Origin of the sequence: Fundidesulfovibrio agrisoli, from assembly GCF_022808715.1 — a bacterium.
GTDB classification, from domain to species: Bacteria; Desulfobacterota; Desulfovibrionia; order Desulfovibrionales; family Desulfovibrionaceae; genus Fundidesulfovibrio; species Fundidesulfovibrio agrisoli.
This window is the reverse complement of the sequence record NZ_JAKZKX010000002.1, coordinates 38,873-64,569: the sequence shown is the minus strand read 5'-3', so window position 1 is coordinate 64,569 and position 25,697 is coordinate 38,873. Positions and strand designations below refer to the sequence as shown.

Sequence of the window (25,697 nt, the reverse complement as noted above, 5' to 3'; positions counted from 1 at the left end):
CGGGGCCGAACCCAGGCCGGGCCGGGGCGGGGGGTGCCCATGTCCGTGCGGGCCCCCCGCGGCGCGGCGCGGGGGGCACGCACGGACATGGCGGACTGCCGTAGCACGTCAAACTTCTCCTGCCGCCGTCAGCGCTCCTCGCGGATGGCGCGGTCCATGGCGGCGATTTCGGCCTGGCAGCTCCGGGACATGTCCATGTCCCGGGAGGTGGCCAGGGCCAACTGGAACTGCTCGCGGGCCAGCAGGTAGCGGCCTTGCTGCTTGTAGCGCAGGCCCAGGGAGTAGCGCTCCAGGGTGTGCGGATCCTGCGGGATCACGGCGAGCCCTTTGCCCTGACAGCCCGAAAGAAGCGCCAGGCAGAGCAGCGCGGCGGCGATGGTGTTCCTCATGACGTGCCTACTTGCCCTGAGGCTGGCCCTGGGTCTGGCCCGGAGCCTGGCCCGGCTGGGCCTGCTGCGCGGGCTGGGCCGGGGCCTTGGCGTTGGTGTCGATGGGCTCGCAGCCCGGCGGGCAGGGCTGCTTGGCCTTCTTGGACGAAGCCTTCTTGCTGGAGGCGCTTGTGCCCGATTTGGCCTTCGCTTTCGTTGGCGAGGGCGAATACGGAGCGGCGGGCTTGCCGTAGGCGCCGGGCGGGTCGTTCACGTCGCGCGCGCCGATGAGCGTGGGCAGGCGCGGCTGCATGGCCCCGGGCTCGGGCAGGCCGAGCATCCTGCGCAGGGTGGGGGTCATGGGTATCAGCACGGACCCGGTGCGCAGCACGCGGCCCGAGGGTTCCACGAGCCGGGCGTTGACGAAGATGTTGTCGCGGTCCACGTAGTAGGAGCCCGCAAGCACGGCCAGGTGCTCGGAAGGGGCCTTCCTCCCCTTGGCGGCCGCGGGCGCGTTGCCGCGCGCCTCCTTGACGGGGAAGCCCCGGCTGTTGATCTCGTAGATCATCTGCTCGCCCAGGAGCCGCCCGAAGGACGAAGTCAGGCGCGAATCCTGGTCCACGAAGGCGGAAGGCACGCTGGAGACGCCCGCGAGGGGAGCCTCGCCCGTGATGCCCGTGGTGATCTGGGCGGCCAGCTCCCGCGCGTAGAGCCGCAACTCCTCGGCGTCGGCCCGCGAGGGGGAGGGCGGGGGCAGCGGCGGGCCCGGCGCGTAGTTGACGTATCCGCCCGATGCGTCCGGCACCAGGTAGCCCTGCGAGGCTCCGGGCGTGGAACGCACCCGCACGCCGGACACCCCGTTGATCGTGGTGCCCTGGGGCTTGGAAAGATCCACTTCGGCTCCGGGATCGACCGGCCCGGCGGTCTGGGCGGCGGCCGTTACGGCCCCGAGAGCCAGCGTGGCGAGCGCCGCGAGGAAAGCTTTCGCGCGCATGGCGGTTCCTCCAATGGTTTGCCGTCCTATCGGCCGGGAAGCAAAACCCTTTAGTCGAGGGCGGCAGGAATTACCCTGTAGCCCCAGCTGGAATAAAAACGCAAACTCCGTGCCGAGGTTGTGGACAGGCTCGACAGGAGCGGCTAGAGAATGGTCACGGACATTGTGAAATTGGTGACTATCTTCGAACAGCAAGCGAGGACGCCATGTATTTTCCGGTAGCCGGCATCGAAGTATCCGTGTGGGTTCCGCCGCTGGTGGCTTTCGCCGTGTCCTTCTGCACCTCCATGGGCGGCGTGTCCGGCGCGTTTCTGCTGCTGCCCTTCCAGATGAGCGTGCTGGGATACGTCTCGCCGTCCGTCTCCGCCACCAACCAGGTCTTCAACATAGTAGCCATTCCCAGCGGGGTGTACCGCTACATCCGCGAAAAACGCATGGTCTGGCCCCTGACCTACGCCACGGCCCTGGGCACCCTGCCCGGGGTGTTCCTGGGGGCCTACATCCGCGTCAAATATCTGCCGGACCCCAAGAACTTCAAGATGTTCGCCGCGGCGGTGCTGGGCTATATCGGGCTGCGACTCGTGCGCGACACCTTCTTCAAGAAGGCCCCGGCAAAGCCCGCGCCGGGTTCCGGCCCCGGCTGCTCCATGCGCGACGCGGCAAAGCCGGTGAGCTGCGCCCAGAAGAACGCCCTGCAGAGCTCCGCGGCCATGGGCGGCACGGCCTGCGGCCCCCAGGGGAGCCTCATCGATTCCATGGCCGTTTCCGAGTCGAAGTATTCGTTCAAGCAGGTGGAGTTCGTCTTCCAGGGCGAGCGCTACTGCTTCTCCACTGGCGGGGTGCTGCTCATGAGCCTGATCGTGGGCATTGTCGGCGGCGTCTACGGAATCGGCGGCGGGGCCATCATCGCGCCCTTCTTCGTGGCCTTCTTCGGGCTGCCGGTCTACACCGTGGCGGGCGCGGCGCTCATGGGCACCTTCCTGACCAGCGTCTCCGGCGTGGTGTTCTACCAGGCCATCGCCCCGTTCTGGCCCGAACTGGCCGTGGCCCCCGACTGGACCCTGGGCGCGCTCTTCGGCCTGGGCGGATTCGCGGGCATGTACGTGGGCGCGCGCTGCCAGAAATACGTCCCGGCCAAGTATATCAAGGCCTTCCTCTCGGCGTGCATCCTGTTCCTGGCGGTGCGCTACGTTTATGAATTCCTCAAATAGCCCCCGCTGAAAGCCCTTGCGGAAACCGCCCGAAAGTGGTTTAGCTGATGAAGATGCCCGGCCGCCCGTTTTTAGTGGCGGCCGGCCTTTCACCTTCGTCATAAGCAAAGGAGACACTATGTCCGAACTGCACGGTATCTACAAATGCGCTCTCTGCGGCAACATCGTTGAAGTCCTGCACACCGGCGACGGCGATCTGACCTGTTGCGGCGAGCCCATGAAGTATTTCGCGGCCAACACCGTTGACGCCGCCAAGGAGAAGCACGTCCCCGTGATCGAGAAGACCGCCAACGGCTTCAAGGTCAAGGTCGGCAGCGTGGCCCATCCCATGGAAGAGAAGCACTGGATCGAGTTCATCGAGGTCATGGCCGACGGCAAGGTCTACCGCCAGGAGCTCAAGCCCGGCATGGCCCCCGAAGCCGAGTTCTGCATCCAGGCCGATAAGATCGTCGCCCGCGAATATTGCAACCTCCACGGCCTCTGGAAGGCGGAGTAGCACATGCTCAGCGATAAAATGAACCAGGCCCTCAACGACCAGGTAAAGTGGGAGCTGTGGTCCTCCTACCTGTACCTGTCCATGGCCTCCTACTTCGAGGATATGGGCCTCATGGGCTTCGCCAGCTGGATGAAGGTGCAGGAGCAGGAAGAGAAGTTCCACGCCACCAAGTTCTACAACTACACCTTCGAGCGCGGCGGGCGCATCAAGCTGCAGACCCTGGAAGCCCCCGAGAACTCCTGGGCCAGCCCCCTGGCAGCCTTCCAGGACACGCTCAAGCACGAGCAGGGCGTCACCGCGCGCATCAACGCGCTGATGGACCTCGCCATCGACGAGCGCGACCATGCCACCGCCTCCTACCTGAAGTGGTTCATCGACGAGCAGGTGGAGGAGGAAGCCAGCGTGCAGGACGTCATCAACAAGCTCAAGTTGGTTGAAAACGACCCCTCCGCGCTCTACATGCTGGACAAGGAACTGGCCACCCGCGTGTTCACCCCGCCCACCGGGGCCAAAGCTTAAACCCGGCGGCCCGGACCTCACGGCGCAGCCCCCTGGCGGGTTGCGGCATGCATCTTCAAGCGGCCGCCGGACTTCCGGCGGCCGCTTCGCTTTTTCATTCGACCTGGAGGATTTTCATGTCGGACACATGCGTTTCGATCGTCATAGGCGGCGAGGCCGGCCAGGGCCTCGTCACCGTGGGCGATTTCCTGGCCAAGGCCCTGGTGCGCGCGGGCTACGAGATAGTGGTCACGCAGGACTACATGTCCCGCATCAGGGGCGGGCACAACACCTACGCCATCCGGGTCAGCCACGAGGCCATCCACGGCCCCAGGGAGAGCATCGACCTGCTGGTGGCCCTCAACGCGGAGACCGTGGCCCTTCACCGCGCCCAGCTCACCTCGCGCGCCCTGGTGCTGGCGGACGAGGCCATCGACCGCCTGGGGCACCCGGGGCTCTCCATCCCCTTCAAGGCCCTCTGCCCCAAGCCTATGTTCGAGAACGTGGCCGCCCTGGGCGTGCTGACGCAACTGCTCTGCCTGGAGCGCTCCTGGCTGGAGGCCCTCATCCGGGACGAGTTCGCCAAGAAAGGCGATGAGGTGGTGCGCCAGAACCTGGACGTGTTCTCCTCCGCCCAGGACTGGGCCGCCGGGCAGAAGGCCGTGTTCAGCTGCATGGCCCCGCCGGTGCGCACCGCGAAACGTCTGTTCATGAACGGCAACGAGGCCATCGCCTTCGGCGCGCTGGCGGCGGGGGCCAATTTCTGCTCCTATTATCCCATGACCCCGGCCACCTCGGTGGCGGCCACCTTCGTCTCCCAGGGGACGAAGATGGGCATGCTCATCGAGCAGGCCGAGGACGAGATCGCGGCCATCAACATGGCCCTCGGGGCATCCTACGCGGGCGCTCGCGTCGTGGTGCCCACCTCGGGCGGCGGCTTCGCCCTGATGGTGGAGGGCGTGAGCCTCGCTGGCATGACCGAGACCCCGGTGGTGGTGGTGCTGGCCCAGCGGCCCGGCCCGGCCACGGGCCTGCCCACACGCACCGAGCAGGGCGACCTGAACATGGTGCTTTACGCCGGGCACGGCGACTTCCCCCGGGCGGTCTTCACCCCCGGCACGCCCGAGCAATGCTTCGAGCTGACCTATCGGGCCATGGACCAGGCCGAGAAGTGGCAGAGCCCGGTGTTCGTGCTCACCGACCAGTTTCTTGCGGATTCCTACCGGGCGGTGGTCCCGTTCGACCTGGAGGCCCTGCCGCCCGTGAGCGGGCCCGGCCTGACCTGCGAGGACCCCGCAGGGTACAAACGCTACGCCCTTACCCCCAGCGGCGTCTCCCCCAGGCTGGTGCCCGGTTTCGGCGAGCATTTGGTTGTGGTGGACAGCGACGAGCACACCGAGGACGGCCACATCACCGAGGACCTCACGGTGCGCGTCCAGATGGTGGACAAGCGCATGCGCAAGTTCGACGGGCTCGCGGCTGACGTGGTCCCCCCAACGTACTCCGGCGACGAGGCCCCCTCGACGCTGCTGGTGTGCTGGGGCTCGGCCATGGGCGCGGCCCTCGAAGCCGCACAGGGTCTGCGCGCCGGGGGCAAAAGCGCGGCGGTGCTGCACTTCGGGCAGGTCTACCCTCTGATTCCGAAGCAGTTCCTGCCCATTCTGGAGCGGGCCGGACGTGTGGTCATGGTGGAGGGCAACCAGTCCTGCCAGTTGGCGCGGCTGATCCGCCAGGAATGCGGTTATCACTTCAAGGAGGCCGTCACCCGCTATGACGGCCTGCCCATCACGGCCAGGTACATCCTGGACAGGCTGTAGGAGATGCCATGATACCTCTGGAACAGTACGGCGAATTCGAAACGGCCTGGTGCCCGGGCTGCGGCAACCACGCCATCCTCAAGGCCGTGAAGAAGGCCCTTTCCACGCTGGATCTGCCCCCGCACAAGGTCCTCTTCGCCTCGGGCATCGGCCAGGCCGCCAAGGCCCCGCACTACCTGCGCTGCAACGCCTTCAACGGCCTGCACGGGCGCAGCCTGCCCCCGGCCCAGGGCGCCGCGCTCGCCAACACGGAGCTGACCGTGTTCGCCGAAAGCGGCGACGGCTGCAGTTACGGCGAGGGTGGCAACCACTTCCTGGCGGCGCTGAGGCGCAACGTGACCATGACCTACCTGGTGCACGACAACCAGATCTACGGGCTCACCAAAGGGCAGGCCAGCCCCACCACGGCCCAGGGCCAGAAGACCAAGTTCCAGCCCGACGGCGCGCCCTCCATGCCCTTCAACCCCCTGGCCGTGGCCGTGAGCATGAACGCGCCCTTCGTGGCCCGGGCCTTCGCCGGGGAGATCGACCACCTGGCGGATATCATCGCGCAGGCGGCCAGGCATCCGGGCTTCGCCCTGGTGGACATCCTCCAGCCCTGCGTTTCGTTCAACAAGGTCAACACCTACGCCTGGTACCGCGAGCGCTGCTACAAGCTCGGGGCCGACCACAACCCCACGGACTGGGAAGCGGCCATGCGCAAGGCCCAGGAGTTCGGCGACAGGATTCCCATCGGCGTGATATACAAGGGCGATCGGGCTCCGTTCGAAACAAGGATCAACCCGGCGGTACTCAGGCCTTTGGCCACCTCCAGGCCGGACCTGGCCAGGCTTGGAGGCCTTCTCCAGGGGTACGCTTAGGGTGAAATTGGCGGGCCTGTGCGGTATGCGGGCCTTTGCAAGCCGGGCGCGCCTCAGAGCCGATAAGCGAGGATGACAGCATGAACAAGGTCGCGTTGTTCGCTTTCCAGGCTGAAATTCCCTGTTTTGTCCATGTGATGCTCAACGCGATCGACATGCGCGAGAAGGGCTGCGAAGTTGAAGTTATACTTGAGGGAAAGTCGCCCGGGGTGGTGGCCGAACTCTCCCGGCAGGAGCACCCCCTGCACGCGTTGTTCGAGAAGACCAAAGCCCTCGGCCTGATCGCCGGGGTGTGCCGGGCCTGCGCCGTGGCCACGGGATCGCTGGAATCGATCATGAAGGAGAGTCTGCCCTTGATCGACGGCATGCACGGACACGCGAGCATGGCGGACTACATCCTCAAGGGGTTCCAGGTGATTACCTTCTAAACCCCCACAGGCCCGCCGCACATAAACCGCATCGCGGAGCGCGCCCGGGATGTTGCCGCCCAGAAACGTATGCGCCCGCCAGTCAAGGACTGGCGGGCGCATACGTTTTGTATCACATAATGTGGATCAATCGTATTTCACGGCGCTGAACTTCATCAGCTTGTCCCAGGTGTGGTGCGACTCGATGCGCCGCATGGTGCCCGTCTTGCCGCGCAGCACCAGGGAGTGGGTCACCGCGCCGCGCCCGGTGAAGCTGACGCCCTCCAGCCAGGTGCCGCCGGAGATGCCGGTGGCGGCGAAGAAGGTGTCCTCGCTGGCCACGAGCTCCTCGGTGGTGAGCACGCGCTTGAGGTCGTACCCGGCGTCCAGCAGGGCCTTGCGCTCCTCGTCGGACTGCGGGTCCAGCCGCGCCAGCATCCTGCCGCCAAGGGCGCGGATGGCGCAGGCCGAAAGCACGCCCTCGGGGGTGCCGCCGGTGCCCATCATCACGTCCACCATGTCCTTGGGGTCGATAGCCATGAGCGATCCGGCAACGTCGCCGTCGGTGTGCAATTGGATGCGCGCCCCGGCCGCGCGGATATCCGCGATGAGTTGCTGGTGGCGGGGCTTGTCCAGCACGAAGACCACCAGGTCGTCCACGTCCTTGCCCAGGGATTTGGCCACGCCCTTGAGGTTGTCGGCCACGGGGGCGTCCAGGTCCACCGAGTCGCGCGCACCGTGGGGCACCACGAGTTTCTGCATGTAGTAGCTCGGCCCGGGGTCGAACATGGAGCCTTTGGGGGCCAGGCCCACCACGGAAATGGCGTTGGGGCGGCCGTAGGCCAGCAGGCGGGTGCCCTCCACGGGGTCCACGGCCACGTCGACCGCCGGGCCGTGGCCGGAGCCGACGGCCTCGCCGTTGAAGAGCATGGGGGCCTCGTCCTTCTCACCTTCGCCGATGACGATGACGCCCTGAACCTGGATGGAGTTGAAGCTCAGGCGCATGGCGTCAACGGCGGCCTGGTCGCCGGAGTTCTTGTCCCCCTTGCCGAGCCAGCGGGCGCTGGCCAGGGCGGCGGCTTCTGTGACGCGGACGAGTTCGAGTGCGAGGTTGCGGTCGGGGGCTTCCATGGTGTGCTCCGGGATGTGAGGTGGCGGGAGGGTAGTTAAAAATCCCCTGGCAGTAAAGGGCGGCCGGCTGCGCTGTCGTCGGCGCGGTGCCGCACTTGCCGGATGGGGCGCGATTGTCCCGACGGCTCAGGGCAAGAAAAAACCCCGCGCTCCTGGGAGCGCGGGGCCGTGATCGCTGTGCTGGCCTGGAATTACCAGGGGCGGCGGTTGGAACGGTCGCCGTAGGAAGGACGGGGAGCGCGCTCCTGAGCCTCGTTGATCTTCAGGGTGCGGCCGCCGAAGCTCTGGCCGTCCAGGGCCTCGATGGCAGCCACGGCGCCTTCGTCGTTCATCTCGACGAAGCCGAAACCGCGCAGGCGGCCGGTCTCGCGGTCGGTGATCAGGGCAACCGAAAGAACCTCGCCGTAGGGGGCGAAGTGGGCGCGAACGGAATCTTCAGTGGTGGAAAAGGGCAGGTTGCCGACATACAGTTTCTTGGACATGTGCGATACGCTCCAATTAAAAGTTGGCATTCATTCTCATCAGACCAGGAGCGAAGCACATGCTAAGCCTAACCTCAATGAAGACCGATGCCTTAATTAGACTTAAGTTAGCCTTGTCTTGCGAATAAGTCAATATCAATTTCGGAAATATTTGTCAGCACGAACGCAATGTCCTGAAAATCTTGGATTGATTCCCAAAAAAAGCCGGGGAAGCGCATGCTTCCCCGGCCTGGGAGTCGTTATGCGTTCCCGGGTCAGCCCTGGGCCAGCTTCTCGCGGATGCGGGCGATGCAGCTCTCGGCGGTGAAGCCGTACTCCTGGGCCAGGCGCTCGGCCGGGGCCGAGTGGCCGAAGTGGTTCAGGCCGATCACCAGGCTGTCCATACCCACGTACTTGTACCACAGCTCGGGCCGACCGGCCTCGATGGCCACGCGCGCCGTACAGGCCTTGGGCAGCACGGCCTGCCTGTACTCCTCGGGTTGCTCGTCGAAGAGCTCCATGGAGGGCATGCTCACCACGCGCACCTTGCGCTCGGCGATCTCCTTGGCGGCGGCCAGGGCCAGGTGCACCTCGGAGCCGGAGGCCAGGATGATGAGGTCGGGCTGGCCGCCGGGGGCGTCCAGCAGGACGTAGCCGCCCTTCTTCGCCCCGTCCGTCACGGCCGGGAGCTGCGCCGGGTCGAACACGGGCAGGTTCTGGCGGGTGAGCAGCAGGCAGGTGGGGCGGCTGGTCTGGGTCAGGGCGGTCTCCAGGCAGAGGGCGGTTTCGACGGCCTCGGCAGGGCGCAGCACCAGCATGTTGGGGATCAGCCGAAGCGAGCTGGCGTGCTCGATGGGCTGGTGGGTGGGGCCGTCCTCGCCGACCCAGAAGGAGTCGTGGGTGAAGACGTGCAGCACCGGCAGCTGTTGCAGCGCGGACATGCGCAGCGCGTTGCGCTCGTAGTCCGAGAACATCAGGAAGGTCGCGCCGAAGGGCACCAGCCCGCCGTGCAGGGCGATGCCGTTGCAGATGGCGCCCATGGGGAACTCGCGCACGCCGAAAGGCAGGTTGCGGCCCATGGGTGTGGCGGTGTTGAAGTCTCCCGTGGTCTCCCGGAACTTCATGGTCTGGTTGGAGGGGTCCAGGTCGGCGGAGCCGCCCACCAGGATGGGCAGCTGCTCGATGAGGGCGTTCAGGCACTTGCCCCAGGCCGAGCGGGTGGCCACCTTGCTGCCGGGCTCGAAAGCGGGCCAGGCGAAGCTCCGGTTGCCGGGGGCGCGCTTGGTGAGGCGCCAGAGATCCTGGAAGGCCTTGTCCGCGTCGAACTTCTTCTCGAAGGTCTTGTTCCACTCGGCCGCGGCGGCGCGCAGGGCGGGGAAGCGGGTGCGGAAGTGCTCCACGGCCTCTTCGGGCAGGTAGAAGTCCTTGTCGTCGGGCAGGCCAAGCTTGCGTTTGGTGGCCGCGATCTCCTCGGCGGGCAGGGGCGCGCCGTGGGTCTCGAAGTCGCCCTCGCGGGTGGCGGTGCCCTTGGCCATGGTGGTGTGGCCGATGATGAGCGTGGGGCGGCGGGACTCCAGCTGCGCGTTGGCGATGGCCTTGGCGATGGCCTCGCGGTCGTGCCCGTCCACGTCGATCACGTTCCAGCAGAAGCCCTCGAACACCTTGCGGTAGTCGGTGCAGTCGCTGCGGCTGGTGGGGCCCGCCAGCTGGACCTTGTTGGAGTCGTAGAAGACGATGAGCTTGTTCAGGTTCCACAGTCCGGCCAAGGAGGCCGCGCCCAGGCACACGGGCTCCTGCAGGTCGCCGTCGGAGGCCAGCACGTAGGTGTGGTGGCTGCAGATGTCCTCGCCCATGCGCGCGCGCAGCATGGCCTCGGCGGTGGCCATGCCCACGGCCATGGCCAGGCCCTGGCCCAGGGGGCCGGTGGTGGCCTCCACGCCGGGGGTCATGTGCTGCTCGGGGTGGCCGGGCGTGCGGGAGCCGAACTGGCGGAAGTGCTTGAGGTCGTCCACGGTGAGCACGCCCGCCAGGGTCAGCAGGCTGTAGAGCAGGGTGGACTCGTGTCCTGCGGAGAGCACGAAGCGGTCGCGGTTGAACCACTTGGGGTCGTCGGGGGAGTACTTCAGGAAATCCTTGAACAGCACGTAGGCGAAGTCGGCGGAGGACATGGCCCCGCCGGGGTGGCCGGAGTTGGCCTTGCGCACGGCGTCCATGACGAGGCCCTTGATCACGTTGACTGTCAACCGGTCCTTCTCGGCAAGCGCGGGCATATGCGGTTCCTTGTTGTGATTAGAGAGAGTCGAAGAGGTCGATGCGGCGCTGGTGGCGTCCGCCCTCGAACTCGGTCTTGATGAAGGTTTCAATGATGGATTCGGCCAGGCCCGCGCCCATCCAGCGCTCGCCCAGGCAGAGCACGTTGGCGTTGTTGTGCAGGCGCGTCATGCGGGCCATGTACTCGTTGGCGCACAGCGCGGCGCGGATGCCCGCGCGGCGGTTGGCCGCCATGGACATGCCCAAGCCGGTGCCGCAGATCAGCACGCCCAGGCACTTGTCCGCCAGGACGCGGGTGCAGAGCTTTTCGGCGAAGAGAGGGTAGTCGCAGCTCTGGAGGCCGTCGCAGCCCACGTCCACGACCTCCACGCCGAGCTTGGCGGCGAAAGCCTTGAGTTGTTCCTTGAGGGCGAAGCCCGCGTGGTCGGAGCCGAAGATGACGGGTGTGCTCATGGCTGGTATCCGTGAGTGGTTTGCGCCAGAGGCGCGCTGTGTCCGTGCCCCCCGGGCGGCGCAGCCGGGAGGCCGCTCCGCGAATGGCCGGGCCGGGGGCTGGCCGGGTGTACGGTCTTTGGCCGGAGAATCCTAGGGGATGTCCGGCGTCTGGAAGTCGCCCTCGCGGTCCAGGGGGATGTGGCGCGCCTGGGGCGGAAGAGCGAGTTCCAAGGATTGCAAGGGCATGGGCTCGGTGCCCAGTTCCAGCTTCTTGACGCGCAGGATGGCCTGCACCCCCCCTGGGGTGGTCAGCGTGATGAGCTGTGCCATGGGGGGCCGCCCGGCTTGCGGGGGCGCGAAATCGGAGAGATCGACGTTCCAGGGTTCCACGCCCCGGCCGGTGAGATGAATGGGTTTTCCCTCGAAGTCAAGGGTGAGGGCGGCCACCGGCGAGGAGGCCGGGAAGGAGTAAAGGAAACCGTTGGAGATTTTTTTCACGCTGGAATAGCTGGCCGGCAGGATCAGCCCGAAGCTGCCCACGCTCACGGCGGCAAGCTCCTTCATGCCGAAGGGGAAGGGCATGCCCAAGCGGGAGAGGGCCGCCTTGGTGCTGGAGTGGGTGAAGGCCTGATTGGCCCCCGGATAGACCGCCAGCCAGCCCTGCGCGTCCTCCCGCCACATGGAGAACACCTGGCCCATGCCTGTGGAGAGGTCCAGGCGCAGGGGCCGGTCCAGGTTGCCCCAGAAGCGCGCCAGCAAACGGGCCGACTTCTTGGGCGACTGCAGCGAGAGGCTGGCCGAAAGCGTGAACGACTTGGCCTGGGAGCCCCCGGCCATGAGCTGGGACCAGAGCGCCTGGGGCTGCGGGCCTTCGCCCGGTCCGGTGGCCGTGGGCTTGGGGGCGCAGCCGCCCAGCGCGGCCAGGCACAGCGCCGCCAGGAGCAGGGCGCGCCCCGGGAAGGATGCCGGGCGGATCATTTCAATCCGTCCAACTTGCGCTTGATCTCGTCGGCGTTGGAGGCCTTCATCTCCAGGGCCTTCCTGTAACCGGCCTGGGCCTGCTTGCGGTTGCCCATGGCGGCGGCGATGTCGCCGTAGTGTTCGTAGATGGCCGGGTCTTCGGCGGTCTTGGTGACGGCGCGCTGGATCTCGGCCCAGGCCTGCTTGTTGTCTCCGCGCTTGAAGTGCACCCAGGCCAGGGTGTCGATGTAGTAGGGGTTGTCGGGGCTTACCACCAGGGCCTTGGTTATCAGGTCCAGGGCGCGATCCAGGTCGCGGCCCTGTTCGGCCAGGGCGTAGGCCACGAAGTTCAGGGCGTCGGGGTTGCCGGGAGCCTGGGCCAGTACCTTCTCCATCATCTCCAGGGCCTCGCCCTGGCGCTTCAGGCGCTCCAGGGAGACGGCGTAGCGGTACACGGCGTCGGGGTTGCCGGGGAAGGCGTTCACCGTGTCGGCGTAGACGGCGGAGGCCTTCTCCAGGTCGCCCTGCTTGTCGTAGAACACGGCCTCGAGGAAGCGGTACTCGATGCGGTCCGGGTAGAGCTGCCTGCCCTCGTCGATGAGGGGCCTGGCCCTGTCGAACTGCGAGGCGTCGATGGCCAGCTGGATGCGGGTGCTCAGGGACTTGTCGTAGAGCTTGTTGTCCTTGGGAATGCGGGAGAGCAGCTCGAAGGCCTTCTCCAGGTTGTTCTCCTTCTCCACGGCCAGCATGGCCTGGATGAAGAGCACGTCCGGGTTGCCGGGCTGTTCCTGCGAGAGCTTGTCCAGCACCTGGGCCGCGGCGTTCTGGTAGCCCGCGTCAACGAACATGCCCATGACCTCGAAGAGGAAGGAGCGGTCGTTGGGGGCCTTCTCCAGCAGGGCCAGGGCCCTCTCGGGCTTCTTCTGCTTGAGCTCCAGGCGGATGAGCCTGATCCAGAGCTCGGGGCTGTCCTCGCCCAGGTCCAGGATGCGGCGGTAGGCCTCCTCGGCCTGCTTGAAGTCGCCCGCCTTCTCGAACTGGAAAGCCAGCTCGGACCATGCGGCCATCTGGTTGGGGTCTTCGCGCAGGGCCTGGCGCAGCTTCTCGATGGCCAGCTTCTGCTTGCCCATGGCGCTGTAGGCCTTGGACTCGTAGTAGGCCATGGCCGGGGTGCGGCGGTCCTTGGGGAGGGAGGCCATGAAATCCAGGGCTTCCTGGTTCTTGCCCGCCTCGACCATGATGGAGGCCAGCTCCTGGCTGGCGGTCTGGTCCTTGGGGTGGGCCGCCAGGTACTTGCGCAGCACGGCCAGGGACTCGTCGTAGCGGCGCTGCAGCAGGTAGGAGTTGGCCATGTAGAAGTGGAGGGTCTTGTCCTCCGGGTAGGCGGCCAGGCCGTGCTCGAGCACCTCGCGGGTTTTATCCGGCTGGGCCATGCCCCAGTAGATGTTGGCCAGCTCGCGGTAGAGCTCGGGGGTGGGGGCGAGCTCGATGATCTTCTCCAGCACCACGGCCGCCTGTTGGGGCTGGCCCTTGCGGGAGAGGTCCTGGTAGATGAGGAAATAGTAGTCCGCGGCGGCCTGGGGGGTGAGGCCCCTGTCGCTCACGTCGGAGGGCGCGGGTTTCTTCGGGGCGCAGGCGGCGAGGCCGAGCACCAGGGCGATGACGAGGGCGTATCTGAACATGGGGGCTTTACTCTTCTTTGCGGATCCACTCTGCCGAGAAGTCGCCTATGCGCTTGACGAAGTGGCTGCGGATCTTTTCGAGCAGTCTTGTCTCGATCTGGCGCACCCGCTCGCGGGTGATGCCGTACTTGTTGCCGATTTCGCGCAGGGTCACCGGGGAGTCGGAAAGGATGCGCTGCTCCAGCAGGTCGCGCTCCTTGTCGGAGAGCTCCGGGATGATGCTTTGCAGGTGTTTCTCCACCAGCCCCGCGATTTCGTCCTTGGCGAGCATGTCCTCGATGCCGGGGGTGAGCGCGGGCAGGTAGTCCAGCCGGGTGGAGGTGGAGTCGTCGCCGAGGGTGATGTCCAGCGAGAGGTCGTTGCGGGCCATGCGCTGGTCCATCTCCAGCACGTCGGCCTCGGACACGTTGAGGCTCTTGGAGATGTTGCTGGCCGACGGGTCGAAGCCCTGCGAGGTCAGGCGCTGGCGTTCCTTGTTCAGGTTGTAGAACAGGGTGCGCTGGGCCTGGGTTGTGCCGATGCGCACGAGCCGCCAGTTGTCCATGATATATTTAAGGATGTAGGCCTTGATCCAGTAGGCGGCGTAGTAGGAGAACTTGATGCCCTTCTCCGGGTCGAACTTCTTCACCGCCCGCATGAGGCCCACGTTGCCCTCCTGGATGAGGTCCGCCACGTTCTGGGCCCAGCGGCGCTGGAAATCCATGGCGATCTTCACCACCAGGCGCAGGTGGGATGTGACCAGGCGGAAGGCCGCCTTCTGGTCCCCCTCGTCGCGCACGCGCCGGGCCAGCTCGAACTCCTCGTCGGGCTTGAGCATGGGGAACTTGCTGATCTCGCGCAGGTAGGCGTGGAGGTTGTCGCGGGAGGCGGCCGGGACGGCCTGCACCTTCAGCGCGGGGAGGTTGGCCTCTTCGTCGAGGCCCGCCTCGGCCGCGAGGGCGACGTCGTCCTCGGAGGCGTCATCCGACTCGCCATTATAGAGGCCGTCCTCCGAGGATGCCTCTTCGGCGTCCGCGGGAAGGAGTTCGGGCTCTTCGGGCTGGTTTTGGTTCGTGCTGTTGCTCATATGCTTGTCCAGGCAGCGTAAAACGCTGGAAGGTATTATCCATACGCTTTTCATTTGCCGGATTCAACGATTTTCAGTACGAGAACGTGGCTCGGACCCCCAAGGAGGATGACTGGTGGCGGATTTTCGCAAAGCGTTGTCGGACGGAGGCATCATAGTTTTCGATGGTGCCATGGGAACGTTGCTTCAGGCCAGGGGGCTGCCCCCCGGGGCCTCCCCCGAACTGTGGGGGCTCGACAACCCCGGCATGGTTCGCGCCGTCCATGAGGACTACCTCCGCGCCGGCGCCCGCGTGGTGACCACCAACACCTTCGGCGGCACCCGTTTCAAGCTCCCTCCCGGAACCGACATCCGCCGCGTGAGCCGCGAAATGGCCCTGGTGGCCAGGCAGGCCGCCGGCGACGCCAATTTCGTGGCGGGCAGCGTCGGCCCCACCGGGCACTTCATCGAGCCCCTGGGCACCGTGACCATGCGCGAGATGGTGGCCGCCTTCGCCGAACAGATCAAAGGTCTGGCGGAAGGCGGGGTGGACCTGGTCATCGCCGAGACCCACTTCGACCTGGCCGAGGCCAAGGCCGTGGTGCTGGCCGCGCGCGAAGTCTGCGACCTGCCCGTGGCCGTGCTCATGACCTTCGAGCCCGCCGGTTCCCTCACGGGCACGCCTTCCGCCGTGTTCGCCGACACCATGCAGAACCTCGGTGTGGACCTGCTGGGCGTCAACTGCGGCCTGGGCCCCGAGCAGATGGTCCAGGTTGCCAAGGATTTCCTGCCCCGCATCGACACGCCGTTCTTCATCAAGCCCAACGCGGGCCTGCCGCGCCTGGAAAACGGCGTGACCGTCTACCCCATGGGCCCCGAAGAGTTCGCCGGCCGCATGGAGCCCTTCCTCGAGATGGGCGCCAAGTGCGTCTCCGGCTGCTGCGGCACCACGCCCGCGCACATCCAGGCCCTGGCCAAGCTGGCCGAGGGCCGCGCCTGGAGCCGGCCCGAACCCTCCGAGGGCCGCCCCCTGGTGGTCACCTCCCGTTCGCGCTCCGTGTGCATCGGGGTGGGGCTGCCCGCCGTGTGCATCGGCGAGCGCATCAACCCCACCGGCAAGAAGGTCCTCACCGAGGAGTTGCAGGCCGGTGAGTTCACCGAAGCCCTGCGCCTGGCCGAGGAGCAGGTGCAGGCCGGGGCCGGGCTGCTGGACGTGAACGTGGGCGCGCCCATGGTGAAGGAGGACGAGCTGCTGCCCAGGCTGGTCAGGCAGCTCTCCAGCCGTTTCCTGACCCCCCTGTGCCTGGACAGCACCAAGTCCGAAGCCCTGGTGGAGGGCCTGTGGTCCGTGCCCGGCTCCGCCCTGGTGAACTCCATCAGCGGCGAACCCGGCCGCATGGAGGAGCTCGGCCCCCTGTGCAAGCTGCACGGCGCGCCCTTCATCCTGTTGCCCCTGGCGGGCAAGAAGCTGCCGGTGACCGCGGCGGAGCGCATCGCGGCCATCGAGGCCCTGCTGGAAAAATCCGACGCCCTGGGCATCCCCCGCAGGCTCATCCTGGTGGACGCCCTGGCCCTGACCGTCTCCTCCAAGCCGGAGGCCGCCCGCCACTGCCTGGAGACCATCCGCCACTGCGCCAACGTGCTGAAGCTGCCCACTGTGCTGGGGCTTTCCAACATTTCCTTCGGCCTGCCCGCGCGCGAACTGCTCAACTCCACGTTCCTGGCCATGTGCCTGGGCGCGGGCATGGGCGCGCACATCTCCAACCCGTCCACGCCGCTGCCGCGCGAGGTGGGTTTCGCCTCCGAGGTGCTCCTGGCGCGCGACCCTCAGGCCGGGCGCTTCATCGAGGCCTGCTCCGGCTGGAAGTACGGCGGGGGAGAGGGCGGCGCCACCGCCAGGAAGGCCGCCGTGGAGGCGAAGACCCTGCGCGAGGCCGTGGTTGCCGGGCGCAAGGCCCAGGTGCTGGAAATGGTGGAGGAGGCCCTCGGCCGTGGCGAGGCCCCCGACGCCATCCTGAATGAGGAGCTCATCCCCGGCATCATGGACGTGGGCGTGCTCTACGAGCGCAAGGAATACTTCCTGCCGCAACTGCTGCTCTCCGCCGAGACCATGCAGGCCGGGTTCGCCCGCCTCAAGCCCCTGCTGGAGGCCGCGAACAAGGGCGCCGTGCGGCCCAAGGTCGTGCTGGCCACGGTGGAGGGCGACATCCACGACATCGGCAAGAACATCGTGGGCCTGATGCTGGCCAACCACGGCTTCGAGGTGCTGGACCTGGGCAAGGACGTGCCCGCCGCCCGCATCGTGGAAACCGCCAAGGAGCAGGGCGCGCGCGTGATCGGCCTCTCCGCCCTGATGACCACCACCATGGTCCGCATGGAGGACACGGTGAAGCTGCTGCGCGAGAACGGCATGGACCAGAAGGTCTTCGTGGGCGGGGCGGTGGTCACCGAGGCCTTCGCCCGGGCCATCGGCGCCGACGGCTACGCGGCCGACGCCGTGGAAGCCGTGCGCGTCGCCAAAGAGCTCATGGACGCCTAGGCCCGGACGATATATAGCTGGCCAGTCCGTCAACAATCCAACGAACAAGTGGTTGTCATGTACAAATATTCATTCGCCTTTCTTCTGTGCGTCCTGCTGCTCGGCAGCTCCCTGGCCCAGGCCCAGAACCGGCCCGAGGTCCAGATCTCCAGCCAGGACATCATCAAGGCCGTCAGCCAGTCCAGGGGCAAGGTGGTGGTGGTGAACTTCTGGGCCTCCTGGTGCCCGCCGTGCCGCCAGGAAATCCCCGACCTGATCGCCCTGCGCATGCGCATCCCCGAGGACAAGCTGCTCATGATCGGCGTGAGCATCGACCAGGACCCCGCCATGTTCTCCATGTTCACGGCCAAGACCGGGTTCAACTACCCCGTCTACCTGGCCAAGCCCGACGTGGCCCAGGCCTTCTCGCTGCGCTCCATCCCGCGCACCATGGTCTATTCGCCCAAGGGCGAGATGGTCAAAGCCATCGAGGGCTTCGTCACCGGACCCGAGCTGGAGAAAATCATCAACAAGCTGCTGGGCGCCTAGAATGGCGGAATACTTCCTGCGCAAGGCGCGCATCGAGGACGTTAAGGCCATCCACGCACTGCTGATGGAATCCGCGCGCGGCGAGCTGCTTCTGCCGCGCTCCTTCACCCAGTTGTACTCCCACCTGCGGGATTTCTACGTGCTGGCCGCGCGCGAGGGCAAGGACATCAAGGGCTGCTGCGCGCTCTCGCTCTGCTGGGAGAACCTGGCCGAGATCCGCTCCCTGGTGGTCCACAAGGATCTGCAGAAACAGGGCTGGGGCCGCAAGCTGGTGGAGGCCTGCCTCTCCGAGGCGGTGACCCTGGGCGTGTACAAGGTGTTCACGCTCACCTACCAGAGCGACTTCTTCAGCAAGCTGGGCTTCGAGGTGGTCAGCAAGGACGAGCTGCCCCAGAAGGTCTGGGCGGACTGCATCCACTGCCCCAAATTCCCCGAGTGCGACGAGATAGCAATGAAGATGGAGTTGTAGGCGGTGTACGAGAACCTGATCCCCGTCATCACCCGCGAGGCCATCGCCAGCCGCGTCGAGGAGCTGGGCGCGGCCATCTCCGCGGAATACGCCGGGAAGGACCTGCTGGTGGTGGGCGTGCTCAAGGGCGCGTTCATGTTCCTCTCCGACGTGGTGCGCAGCCTGACCATCCCCGCCCGGGTGGATTTCGTGCGCCTGGCAAGCTACGGCGCCAAGGACTCCCCGGGTGAGCTCAAGTTCCAGCAGGACCTGGAGACGCCCGTGGAGGGCAGGCACATCCTGGTGGTCGAGGACATCGTGGATACGGGCCATTCCATGGCCCTGCTCCTGGACGTGCTTGCCGCGCGCAACCCCCTTTCGGTGAAGCTGTGCAGCCTCATCGACAAGGCGGAACGGCGCCAGGCGCACGTGAAGGTTGACTTTTACGGATTCCGGCTGGCAAAGGGCTTTCTAGTGGGCTACGGTCTGGACTTTGCAGAGGACTACCGGTGTCTCCCGGCGGTCTATGAACTGATCCAACCCAAAGGTTGCTGATGCCATGAAAGTCGAATGCCCGAACTGCCATACGACGTACAAGCTCCCCGACGAGCGGGTGGGGCAGGATGGCGCAACGGTCCGCTGCACTGTGTGCAAGCACCAGTTCCATGTGGACGCACCCACGCCCGAGGATTTCCCCGGCTTCGGGGATACGGGCGCCTCGCCCGTGTGGCCCGTGCAGGGTGAGGACGAATCCGACGTTTCGAACGATTTCGCCAGCCACCTGGACGCCCAGCGCAAGAAAGACCCTTACGTCGACTCGGAGCTGCCCGGCGGGGACTTCGCCTCGGCGGACTTCGCCACCATCGAGTTCGGCAAGGAGGAAAAGCCCGGCTCTGGGGGGCTCTCCCGCAAGTCTCTGATTCTGGCCATTCTGCTCGGTGTCGTGATTCTGGCGGGCGCCGGGGCCACGGCCGCCTATTTCATGGAGTTCTGGCCCTTCGCCAAGAAGGCCCCGACCTCCGCCATGGAGGGCGCTCCCCAGGCCGCTCCGGGCCAGCCCGAACAGCCCAAATCGCCCAAGCAGGAGCCCGCCGCGCAGGCTCAGGCCCCCAGCCACATCGCCTCCATCGCCATCGAGTCGCACCAGTACTACTTCACCGAGAACGAGAAGATCGGGAAGCTGTTCGTGATCGACGGCAAGATCGTCAACAAGTCGCCCGTGGTGGTGGGGCAGGTGAAGATCGAAGCCACGCTGCTCGACCCCTCCGACGCCCCGGTGCTGACCAAGACCATCACCGCCGGACCCAAGGCCAGCACCTTCGAGCTCAAGACCATGTCTCAGACCGACATGGAAGCGCGCCTGAACTCCGTGCAGGAGATCCTGCTCAACAACGGCAGCGTCAAGCCCGGGGAAGAGATCCCCTTCATGTTCGTGTTCACCAATCCTCCGGCGAACCTGGGCAGCTTCTCCCTGAAGGTCACCGACTACCAGGAGCTGGCGCCCCAGGCCGGCCAGCAGACCTCCGACAAGAAGTAGCCCGTGGCCAAGGCCCGCATCGTCTACGTCTGTTCCGCGTGCGGGGCGTCGAGCCCCCGTTGGCGCGGGCAGTGCGAAGGCTGCGGCGCCTGGAACACCCTGGCGGAGAAGGCCGCTTCACCGGCGCAGCCGCGCTCGGCCGCCGCATCCCCCCTGTATTCCGAGAAACCCGTCTCCCTCTCAGGCTTCAAGGCTGAAACCGCGCCCGCCGCGCCCACCGGCATTCCTGACCTGGACCGGGTGCTCGGCAGCGGCATGCAGCCCGGCGCGGCCGTGCTCCTCGGCGGGGAGCCGGGCATCGGCAAGTCCACGCTGCTGTTGCAGTTGGCGGGGCAGGTCGCCTCCGCAAACCGCAGGGCGGTCTACGTTTCCGGCGAGGAGTCCCTGGGGCAGCTGGCGGCCCGGGCGCGCAGGCTGGGGCTCGACCATCCGGGCCTGCTGGCCGTGAGCACCACCAGCGCATCCGACGCTGCGGCCGCCCTGGCGGAGGCCGATACCCCGGCCCTGGTGGTGGTGGACTCCGTGCAGACCATGGCCTCCTCCTACGCCGACGGCGTGCCCGGCAGCCCGGGGCAGGTGCGGGCCGTGGCCTCCGAGCTGGTGGACGCGGTGAAGCGGGGCAATTCCACGCTGATCCTGGTGGGCCACGTCACCAAGGAGGGGCTCATCGCCGGGCCCAAGATCCTGGAGCACATGGTGGACACCGTGCTCTACCTTGAGGGCGACCGGCAGCACTTCTACCGCATCCTGCGGGTGTTCAAGAACCGCTTCGGCCCCACCGACGAGCTCATGGTGCTTGAGATGCAGGGCGACGGCCTGACCCCCGTGCCGGACCCCTCCACATACTTCCTGGGCGAGCGCGACGCCACGGCCAGCGGATCCGCCGTCGTCCTGGCGTTGGAGGGCAAGCGCCCCTTCGCCGTGGAGATGCAGGCCCTGGCCAGCAAATCCTACCTGGCCATGCCCCGGCGCACCGCCCTTGGGCTGGACCTGAACCGGCTGAACCTCCTGCTGGCGGTGCTGGAGAAACGCCTGGGCATCCAACTGGGCCAGTCCGACATTTACGCCAAGACGGGCGGGGGCCTGAAGCTGACCGACCCCGGGCTCGATCTTGGCCTTGTGGCGGCGGTGCTTTCCTCTTATTATGACAGACCGCTGCCGCCGCGGGCCGTCTTCTGGGGGGAAGTCGACCTGAGCGGACGCATCCGGCCCGTCTCCGGGCATGAGGCGCGGCTCAAGCAGGCCACGCGCCTGGGTTACGAACCCATTTTCCACCCCCCAGCCGAAGGGCGTGGCGTGGCCACCCTCAAGGATTTCCAGCGCGCCCTCTTCGGCGCGTGAATGTCCGGGCGAGCCGGACCCAAACCAGCACGGCGCCATACAGATGACCCAGTCCGCACCCAAACGCCCGCCCGGCAGGCCCCGCAGCGACGCGGCGCGCAAGGCCATTCTCGACGCAGCCTACAGCCTCCTGGAGGAGACGGGCTACGCCAGGCTCTCCATGGAGGGCATCGCCGCCCGCGCCGGAGTGAGCAAGGCCACCATCTACCGCTGGTGGCCCACCAAGGGCGCTGTGGCCATGGAGGCCTTTCTCGGGGCCATCTCGCCGCGCATCGCCTTCCCGCACACGCAGTCAGCCATAGCGGACGTCACCGCGCAGATGCGCTCCCTGGTGCGTGTCTACCTGGGCGTCAACGGGCGCGTGGTCTGCGAACTGATCGCCCTGGGGCAGTCCGAGCCCGAGACGCTGGCCTCCTTCGTGGACGGCTACCTCAAGCCCCGCCGCAACGCCGCCAAGGATGCGCTCCTGCGAGGGGTGCGCTCAGGGGAGATCCGCCCGGACCTGGACATGGACATGCTCGTGGACGCCCTCTACGGTCCCATCTTCAACCGGCTGCTGGTGCGACACCTCCCCCTGGACGAGGACTACGCCGAAGGGGTCGCCCGCATCGTGTTTTCCGGCGCTTCCGCCGGTGCGCCCGTCAACTCCTGACCCGCAGCAGAAGCCTATTCCCGCACGGGGTTACACGACGAGAACTGGAGGTAAGGTGCCGCCGCTTGACTTTTCAGTCTTCGTTGTTAAGATACGAAACGTATCGTATCTTTAAGTGGGGGACAAGCCATGAAAGAAGATATTTCATCCACGCCTGAAGAGACTCCCAGCCTGGACAAGAGCGTGGTCGCGCTCATGTCCGCGGCGGCGGGCCTCTTCGTGGCCAGCATCTACTACAACCAGCCCATGTTGGGCATTCTCGCGCGGGACTTCGGCGTCAGCCACGAAAGCGTGACCCACGTGCCCGTGTTGACACAGGTTGGCTACGCCGCCGGTCTGCTTCTGATCGCCCCCTTGGGGGACCGTTTCGAGCGGCGCGGCCTGATCGCGTTCAGCACGGCGCTGCTCGCGCTCTCGCTGCTGGCGGCGGCCCTGTCCCCGAGCCTGGGGACGCTCATAGCCGTCAGCCTTGCCATCGGGGTAACGGCCACGGTGGCCCAGCAGGTTGTGCCAATGGCGGCCCAGCTTGCCCCAGGGAGCCAGCGGGGCAGGGTGGTGGGCCAGGTCATGGCCGGGCTGCTCACGGGGATATTGCTGGCCCGCACGGTGAGCGGCTTCGTCTCGGAGTACGCAAGCTGGCGGCTGATGTTCGGGCTGGCCGCCGCCGCCACGGCCGTGCTGGGCGTTCTGCTCGCCCGCAAGCTGCCCAGGGTGGAGCCCGCCACGGTGATGTCCTACCCGGGCATCATGCGCTCGCTGGTGCAACTGGCCCGCGAGCATGAGCAGCTCAGGCGCTCTGGCCTCGTGCAGGGCCTTCTGTTCGGCGGGTTCGTGGCTTTCTGGGCCAACTTGGCTCTGTTCCTGGAGCAGCCGCCGTTTTTGGCTGGCAGCACGGTGGCGGGCCTGCTCGGCGTGGTGGGGGTGGTGGGCGTGATCGCCGCGCCCCTGGCGGGCCGCCTGGCGGACAAGGGCGGCCAGCGCACCGTGATACTGGCGGGTGCCGGGGCCGTGGCGGTGTCTTTCGCCTGTTTCGCCCTGTTCCGCGAGTCCTGGGCGGTGCTCATCGGAGGGATCGTGCTCATGGACGTAGGCCTGCAGGCGGCCATGGTTTCCAACCAGTCCCGGGTCTACGCTCTGGATGCGGCCGCGCGCAGCCGCCTGAACACGGTCTACATGACCATCATGTTCACCGGCGGGGCCATCGGCGCCGCCGTGGGCGCGCAGGCTTTCGCGCACTTCGGCTGGGCCGGGGTCTGCGTCATGGGCGCGGCCTGCGCGGTGCTGGCCCTGGTGTTCGAGCTGAAACGCCCCGCGCCTGCGCGGTAGCTGTCAGTCGCGCCGGCGAGCTTGCACGAGCCGTCCCAGGGAGCTAGTGGGTCTTCATAGCGTTTCCGCCGGGATGACCGTCGGCGCGAGGGAGGCGACGAATGCCGAGGCTGATGCTTGCCGTCCTGTTGCTTGTATTCTCCCCTTTGGCTGCCCTGGGGGCCGAACCGGCCGGGGCCGACGCCCTCACTTTGGCCCGGAGCGTGTTCAAGGACGCGCGGGAGGATGCTCCCGGCGTTCTGACGCTCGCGCTGGAAAAGATCCTGCGCCGCCCGGGCGTGAAGGATCGCACGGCGCTGCAGTCCGGAACCCGGCTGACGGCCTTCGAGACGGCGGACGTGCTCTCCGATGGCCGCCCATACGTTCTGCTGTTCGTCGAGGCCGAGGATGCGGGTACGGACGTGCCAGGCGAAGGGGCGACCGTGCTGGCGCTGTTCCGGGCGGGGGAAATCGAGCCGCTGGACGTGGTGGAGCTCAAGACGGATCGGTTCACCTCGCTTTCGCGCCCCTTCATGGCCTTCGGGGGCGGGCAGGCCTTCGTGGTGAGCAATTCCCATTTCAATTCCAACCAGGGCTACCAGGACGCGGCCCTGTTCCACATCCACAAGGAGCGTATCCGCAGGATAGCCTCCGTTTTCACGCTATCCCTGCGCGGCATGTGCCAGCGCTCGTTCGCCGAGAACCTGAAGTGGAGCTTCCCACCCGACCCCGGCAGCCCTTATCCCCGCGTGCTGGCGGAGGTGACCCTGGCCAAGGGCCCCGAACCGGACGACGCGGCGGGCTGCCCCAAGCCCAATCGCGCCGTACCGCCCGCAAAATTCTCCGACGAATACCGCTGGGACAAGGCTCGTGACCGCTTCGTGCTTTTGCGCGGGGGCCTTGGCGCGCTGGAAGCCTTCAACCGCGACAAGTTCTGAGCCGCCCTGCGGGTCGCTCAGTACAGCGAAGAGGCGATGCTCGGGCCATTCCATACGGGATTCCAAAGGGAGGACCTCCCTTTGGCCGCCGGAGGCTCCACGTTCGTCCGGGCACCGGTCTTGGCCTCTTCAGGGCTGGACCCGTCATGGCTCACCGCGTTTGATACGCGGCAAACAAGCAAGCCCGCTCTCCTGAATACCCCGCCGTAAGCCAACAAAAAACGCCGGACATCCTACTGGATGCCCGGCGTTGTTGCTCGCGTCAGTCTCGCGGGGAATTAGGCCACGTCCCAGACGGCTCCGGTCGGGGTGTCCTTGACCTCCACGCCCATGGCGGCCAGCTCGTCGCGGATGCGGTCGGACTCGGCGAAGTTCTTGTCGGCGCGGGCCTGCTTGCGGGCGGCCAGCAGGGCCTCCACGGCCTCGGCCCTGATGCCCTTGCGCCCGGCCTTGCTATCGCGCAGCTCAAGCAGGAACCCTGCGGGATCACTGCCGAACACGCCCAGAATGTTCGAGTATTCCTTGAAGTTCGAGCGGATGGACTCCAAGAGCTCCTTGCCGCCCTGGCTCTTGCGCAGGGCCTTGTCCTCCATGACGCGCCCGGCCAGGCGCACCATGCCGAACACGTGGCCGATGGCGGCGGCGGTGTTCAGGTCGTCCTCCATGGCCTGGGCGAACCCGGCGTGCAGGGTGGCGCACTCCTGGGTCAGCTCGGCCGGGGCGGCCGCGCCGGACCACTTTGTTCCGGCCAGGGTCTCTTCGATCTGGGCCAGGGCGGAGTAGATGCGCTTGATGCCCTTTTCGGCCTCGTCCAGGGCCTCGGTGGAGTAGTCCAGCGGGGAGCGGTAGTGCGAGGAGATCAGGAAGAAGCGCAGCACCTCGGGCAGGCAGTAGCCGAAAATATCGCGGATCGTGATGAAGTTGCCCAAGGATTTGGACATCTTCTCGGAGTTGATCTGCACGAAGCCGTTGTGCACCCAGTAGTTGGAGAACTCCTTGCCCGAGGCGGCCTCGGTCTGGGCGATCTCGTTCTCGTGGTGGGGGAAGACCAGGTCCTGCCCGCCGCCGTGGATGTCCAGGGGCAGGCCGAGCAGGTCTTCGCTCATGGCCGAGCACTCCAGGTGCCAGCCGGGGCGGCCGGGGCCCCAGGGGCTGTCCCAGGTGGGCTCGCCGGGCTTGGCGGCCTTCCAGAGCGCGAAATCCAGGGGGTCCTTCTTCTCCTCGCCGGGGGCCACGCGGGCGCCCGCCTGAAGCTCCTCCAGGTTGCGCCCGGAGAGCTTGCCGTAGGGCTTGAAGGCCCGCACGCTGAAGTACACGTCGCCGGAGGGCGTGGCGTAGGCGTAGCCCGTGTCGATGAGGTGCTGGGCCAGCTTGATCATCTCGCCGATGTATTTGGTGGCGCGGGGCTCCATGTCGGCCCGGAGGATGCCCAGGCGGTCCATGTCCTCGTAGAAGGCGGCGATGTATTTTTCCGACACTGCCTCGGAGGTCGTTCCCTCCTGCTGGGCGCGCTTGATGATCTTGTCGTCAACGTCGGTGAAGTTGCGGGCGAAGCGCACGTCCAGGCCCGTGGAGCGCAGGTAGCGGACCATCACGTCGAATACCACGGCCGAGCGGGCGTGGCCGATGTGGCAGTAGTCGTAGGCGGTGATGCCGCAGACATACATGGACACCTTCCCGGCGTGCACGGGGGTGAAGGTCTGCTTGGAGCGCGTCAGGGTATTGTAGAGCTGCATGTATGATCCTCGCGGGGCATGTTCGGGCAGGTTTCGT

25 protein-coding genes are annotated in these 25,697 nt (G+C 66.7%); 15 read left to right on the top strand and 10 right to left on the bottom strand.

Annotation, left to right across the window (positions count from 1 at the left end; genetic code table 11):
• Positions 1-128: 128 nt before the first annotated feature.
• Positions 129-389: a hypothetical protein gene (locus MLE27_RS01740; protein ID WP_243310152.1), complete on the bottom strand. Its 261-nt coding sequence runs from the start codon at positions 387-389 to the stop codon at positions 129-131.
• A 7-nt stretch (positions 390-396) separates the two neighbouring features.
• A complete protein-coding gene (locus MLE27_RS01735) occupies positions 397-1,362 on the bottom strand; it encodes a FlgO family outer membrane protein (RefSeq protein WP_243310150.1) in 966 nt (321 codons plus the stop codon).
• Positions 1,363-1,568: 206 nt separating this feature from the next.
• On the opposite strand from MLE27_RS01735, the gene MLE27_RS01730 reads away from it, so the two are divergent.
• The 6 genes from MLE27_RS01730 to MLE27_RS01705 all read left to right on the top strand — a co-directional run bounded on the left by MLE27_RS01730 (position 1,569) and on the right by MLE27_RS01705 (position 6,672).
• Positions 1,569-2,573, top strand: coding sequence for a sulfite exporter TauE/SafE family protein (locus MLE27_RS01730; RefSeq protein WP_243310148.1), 1,005 nt, complete (start codon positions 1,569-1,571; stop codon positions 2,571-2,573).
• Between the two features lie 118 nt (positions 2,574-2,691).
• Positions 2,692-3,069: a desulfoferrodoxin gene (locus tag MLE27_RS01725; RefSeq protein WP_243310146.1), complete on the top strand. Its 378-nt coding sequence runs from the start codon at positions 2,692-2,694 to the stop codon at positions 3,067-3,069.
• 3 nt (positions 3,070-3,072) lie between these two features.
• Positions 3,073-3,588, top strand: coding sequence for a ferritin (locus MLE27_RS01720; protein WP_243310145.1), 516 nt, complete (start codon positions 3,073-3,075; stop codon positions 3,586-3,588).
• A gap of 116 nt (positions 3,589-3,704) precedes the next feature.
• Positions 3,705-5,384, top strand: a complete 1,680-nt coding sequence (locus tag MLE27_RS01715; protein ID WP_243310143.1) for a 2-oxoacid:acceptor oxidoreductase subunit alpha — start codon at positions 3,705-3,707, stop codon at positions 5,382-5,384.
• A gap of 8 nt (positions 5,385-5,392) precedes the next feature.
• A complete protein-coding gene (locus tag MLE27_RS01710) occupies positions 5,393-6,244 on the top strand; it encodes a 2-oxoacid:ferredoxin oxidoreductase subunit beta (RefSeq protein WP_243310142.1) in 852 nt (283 codons plus the stop codon).
• Between the two features lie 80 nt (positions 6,245-6,324).
• The gene (locus MLE27_RS01705; RefSeq protein ID WP_243310139.1) at positions 6,325-6,672 is read left to right on the top strand and encodes a cytoplasmic protein; all 348 of its coding nucleotides are present in this window, start codon (positions 6,325-6,327) and stop codon (positions 6,670-6,672) included.
• A gap of 126 nt (positions 6,673-6,798) precedes the next feature.
• On the opposite strand, the gene glpX is transcribed toward MLE27_RS01705, so the two are convergent.
• From glpX to MLE27_RS01670, 7 genes are all read right to left on the bottom strand, one after another.
• Positions 6,799-7,782, bottom strand: a complete 984-nt coding sequence (gene glpX / locus MLE27_RS01700; RefSeq protein ID WP_243310138.1) for a class II fructose-bisphosphatase — start codon at positions 7,780-7,782, stop codon at positions 6,799-6,801.
• 191 nt (positions 7,783-7,973) lie between these two features.
• Positions 7,974-8,264, bottom strand: a complete 291-nt coding sequence (locus tag MLE27_RS01695; protein WP_243310137.1) for an RNA recognition motif domain-containing protein — start codon at positions 8,262-8,264, stop codon at positions 7,974-7,976.
• 254 nt (positions 8,265-8,518) lie between these two features.
• On the bottom strand, positions 8,519-10,513 hold the full coding sequence (tkt, locus tag MLE27_RS01690; protein ID WP_243310136.1) for a transketolase: 1,995 nt from the start codon (positions 10,511-10,513) through the stop codon (positions 8,519-8,521).
• Positions 10,514-10,532: 19 nt separating this feature from the next.
• Positions 10,533-10,967, bottom strand: coding sequence for a ribose 5-phosphate isomerase B (gene rpiB, locus MLE27_RS01685; protein WP_243310135.1), 435 nt, complete (start codon positions 10,965-10,967; stop codon positions 10,533-10,535).
• Positions 10,968-11,099: 132 nt separating this feature from the next.
• Entirely contained in the window at positions 11,100-11,927 is an 828-nt protein-coding gene (locus MLE27_RS01680; RefSeq protein ID WP_243310134.1) for a hypothetical protein, read from the bottom strand.
• On the bottom strand, positions 11,924-13,591 hold the full coding sequence (locus MLE27_RS01675; RefSeq protein WP_243310131.1) for a tetratricopeptide repeat protein: 1,668 nt from the start codon (positions 13,589-13,591) through the stop codon (positions 11,924-11,926). The genes MLE27_RS01680 and MLE27_RS01675 overlap by 4 nt, the downstream gene beginning before the upstream one ends.
• A 7-nt stretch (positions 13,592-13,598) precedes the next feature.
• The gene (locus MLE27_RS01670; protein WP_243310130.1) at positions 13,599-14,657 is read right to left on the bottom strand and encodes a sigma-70 family RNA polymerase sigma factor; all 1,059 of its coding nucleotides are present in this window, start codon (positions 14,655-14,657) and stop codon (positions 13,599-13,601) included.
• Between the two features lie 115 nt (positions 14,658-14,772).
• Here MLE27_RS01670 and MLE27_RS01665 point away from each other — a divergent pair, with 115 nt between their 5' ends.
• The 9 genes from MLE27_RS01665 to MLE27_RS01625 all read left to right on the top strand — a co-directional run bounded on the left by MLE27_RS01665 (position 14,773) and on the right by MLE27_RS01625 (position 23,924).
• Positions 14,773-17,175: a homocysteine S-methyltransferase family protein gene (locus tag MLE27_RS01665; protein WP_243310129.1), complete on the top strand. Its 2,403-nt coding sequence runs from the start codon at positions 14,773-14,775 to the stop codon at positions 17,173-17,175.
• A gap of 57 nt (positions 17,176-17,232) precedes the next feature.
• A complete protein-coding gene (locus MLE27_RS01660) occupies positions 17,233-17,703 on the top strand; it encodes a TlpA family protein disulfide reductase (protein ID WP_243310127.1) in 471 nt (156 codons plus the stop codon).
• 1 nt (position 17,704) lies between these two features.
• Positions 17,705-18,172: an N-acetyltransferase gene (locus tag MLE27_RS01655; RefSeq protein ID WP_243310125.1), complete on the top strand. Its 468-nt coding sequence runs from the start codon at positions 17,705-17,707 to the stop codon at positions 18,170-18,172.
• Between the two features lie 3 nt (positions 18,173-18,175).
• Positions 18,176-18,706 (top strand): hypoxanthine phosphoribosyltransferase, encoded by a 531-nt coding sequence (gene hpt, locus MLE27_RS01650; RefSeq protein ID WP_243310122.1) that lies wholly within the window; start codon positions 18,176-18,178, stop codon positions 18,704-18,706.
• Positions 18,707-18,710: 4 nt separating this feature from the next.
• Entirely contained in the window at positions 18,711-19,688 is a 978-nt protein-coding gene (locus MLE27_RS01645) for a DUF3426 domain-containing protein (RefSeq protein ID WP_243310121.1), read from the top strand.
• Positions 19,689-19,691: 3 nt separating this feature from the next.
• Positions 19,692-21,029 carry a DNA repair protein RadA gene (radA, locus tag MLE27_RS01640; protein ID WP_243310120.1) on the top strand — a complete coding sequence of 446 codons (1,338 nt, stop codon included), beginning with the start codon at positions 19,692-19,694 and terminating at the stop codon, positions 21,027-21,029.
• A gap of 43 nt (positions 21,030-21,072) precedes the next feature.
• Positions 21,073-21,681 (top strand): TetR/AcrR family transcriptional regulator, encoded by a 609-nt coding sequence (locus MLE27_RS01635; RefSeq protein WP_243310119.1) that lies wholly within the window; start codon positions 21,073-21,075, stop codon positions 21,679-21,681.
• Between the two features lie 129 nt (positions 21,682-21,810).
• On the top strand, positions 21,811-23,007 hold the full coding sequence (locus MLE27_RS01630; RefSeq protein ID WP_243310118.1) for an MFS transporter: 1,197 nt from the start codon (positions 21,811-21,813) through the stop codon (positions 23,005-23,007).
• A 101-nt stretch (positions 23,008-23,108) separates the two neighbouring features.
• Positions 23,109-23,924: a hypothetical protein gene (locus tag MLE27_RS01625; protein WP_243310117.1), complete on the top strand. Its 816-nt coding sequence runs from the start codon at positions 23,109-23,111 to the stop codon at positions 23,922-23,924.
• A 278-nt stretch (positions 23,925-24,202) separates the two neighbouring features.
• On the opposite strand, the gene cysS is transcribed toward MLE27_RS01625, so the two are convergent.
• Positions 24,203-25,660, bottom strand: coding sequence for a cysteine--tRNA ligase (gene cysS, locus MLE27_RS01620; RefSeq protein WP_243310116.1), 1,458 nt, complete (start codon positions 25,658-25,660; stop codon positions 24,203-24,205).
• Positions 25,661-25,697: the final 37 nt, after the last annotated feature.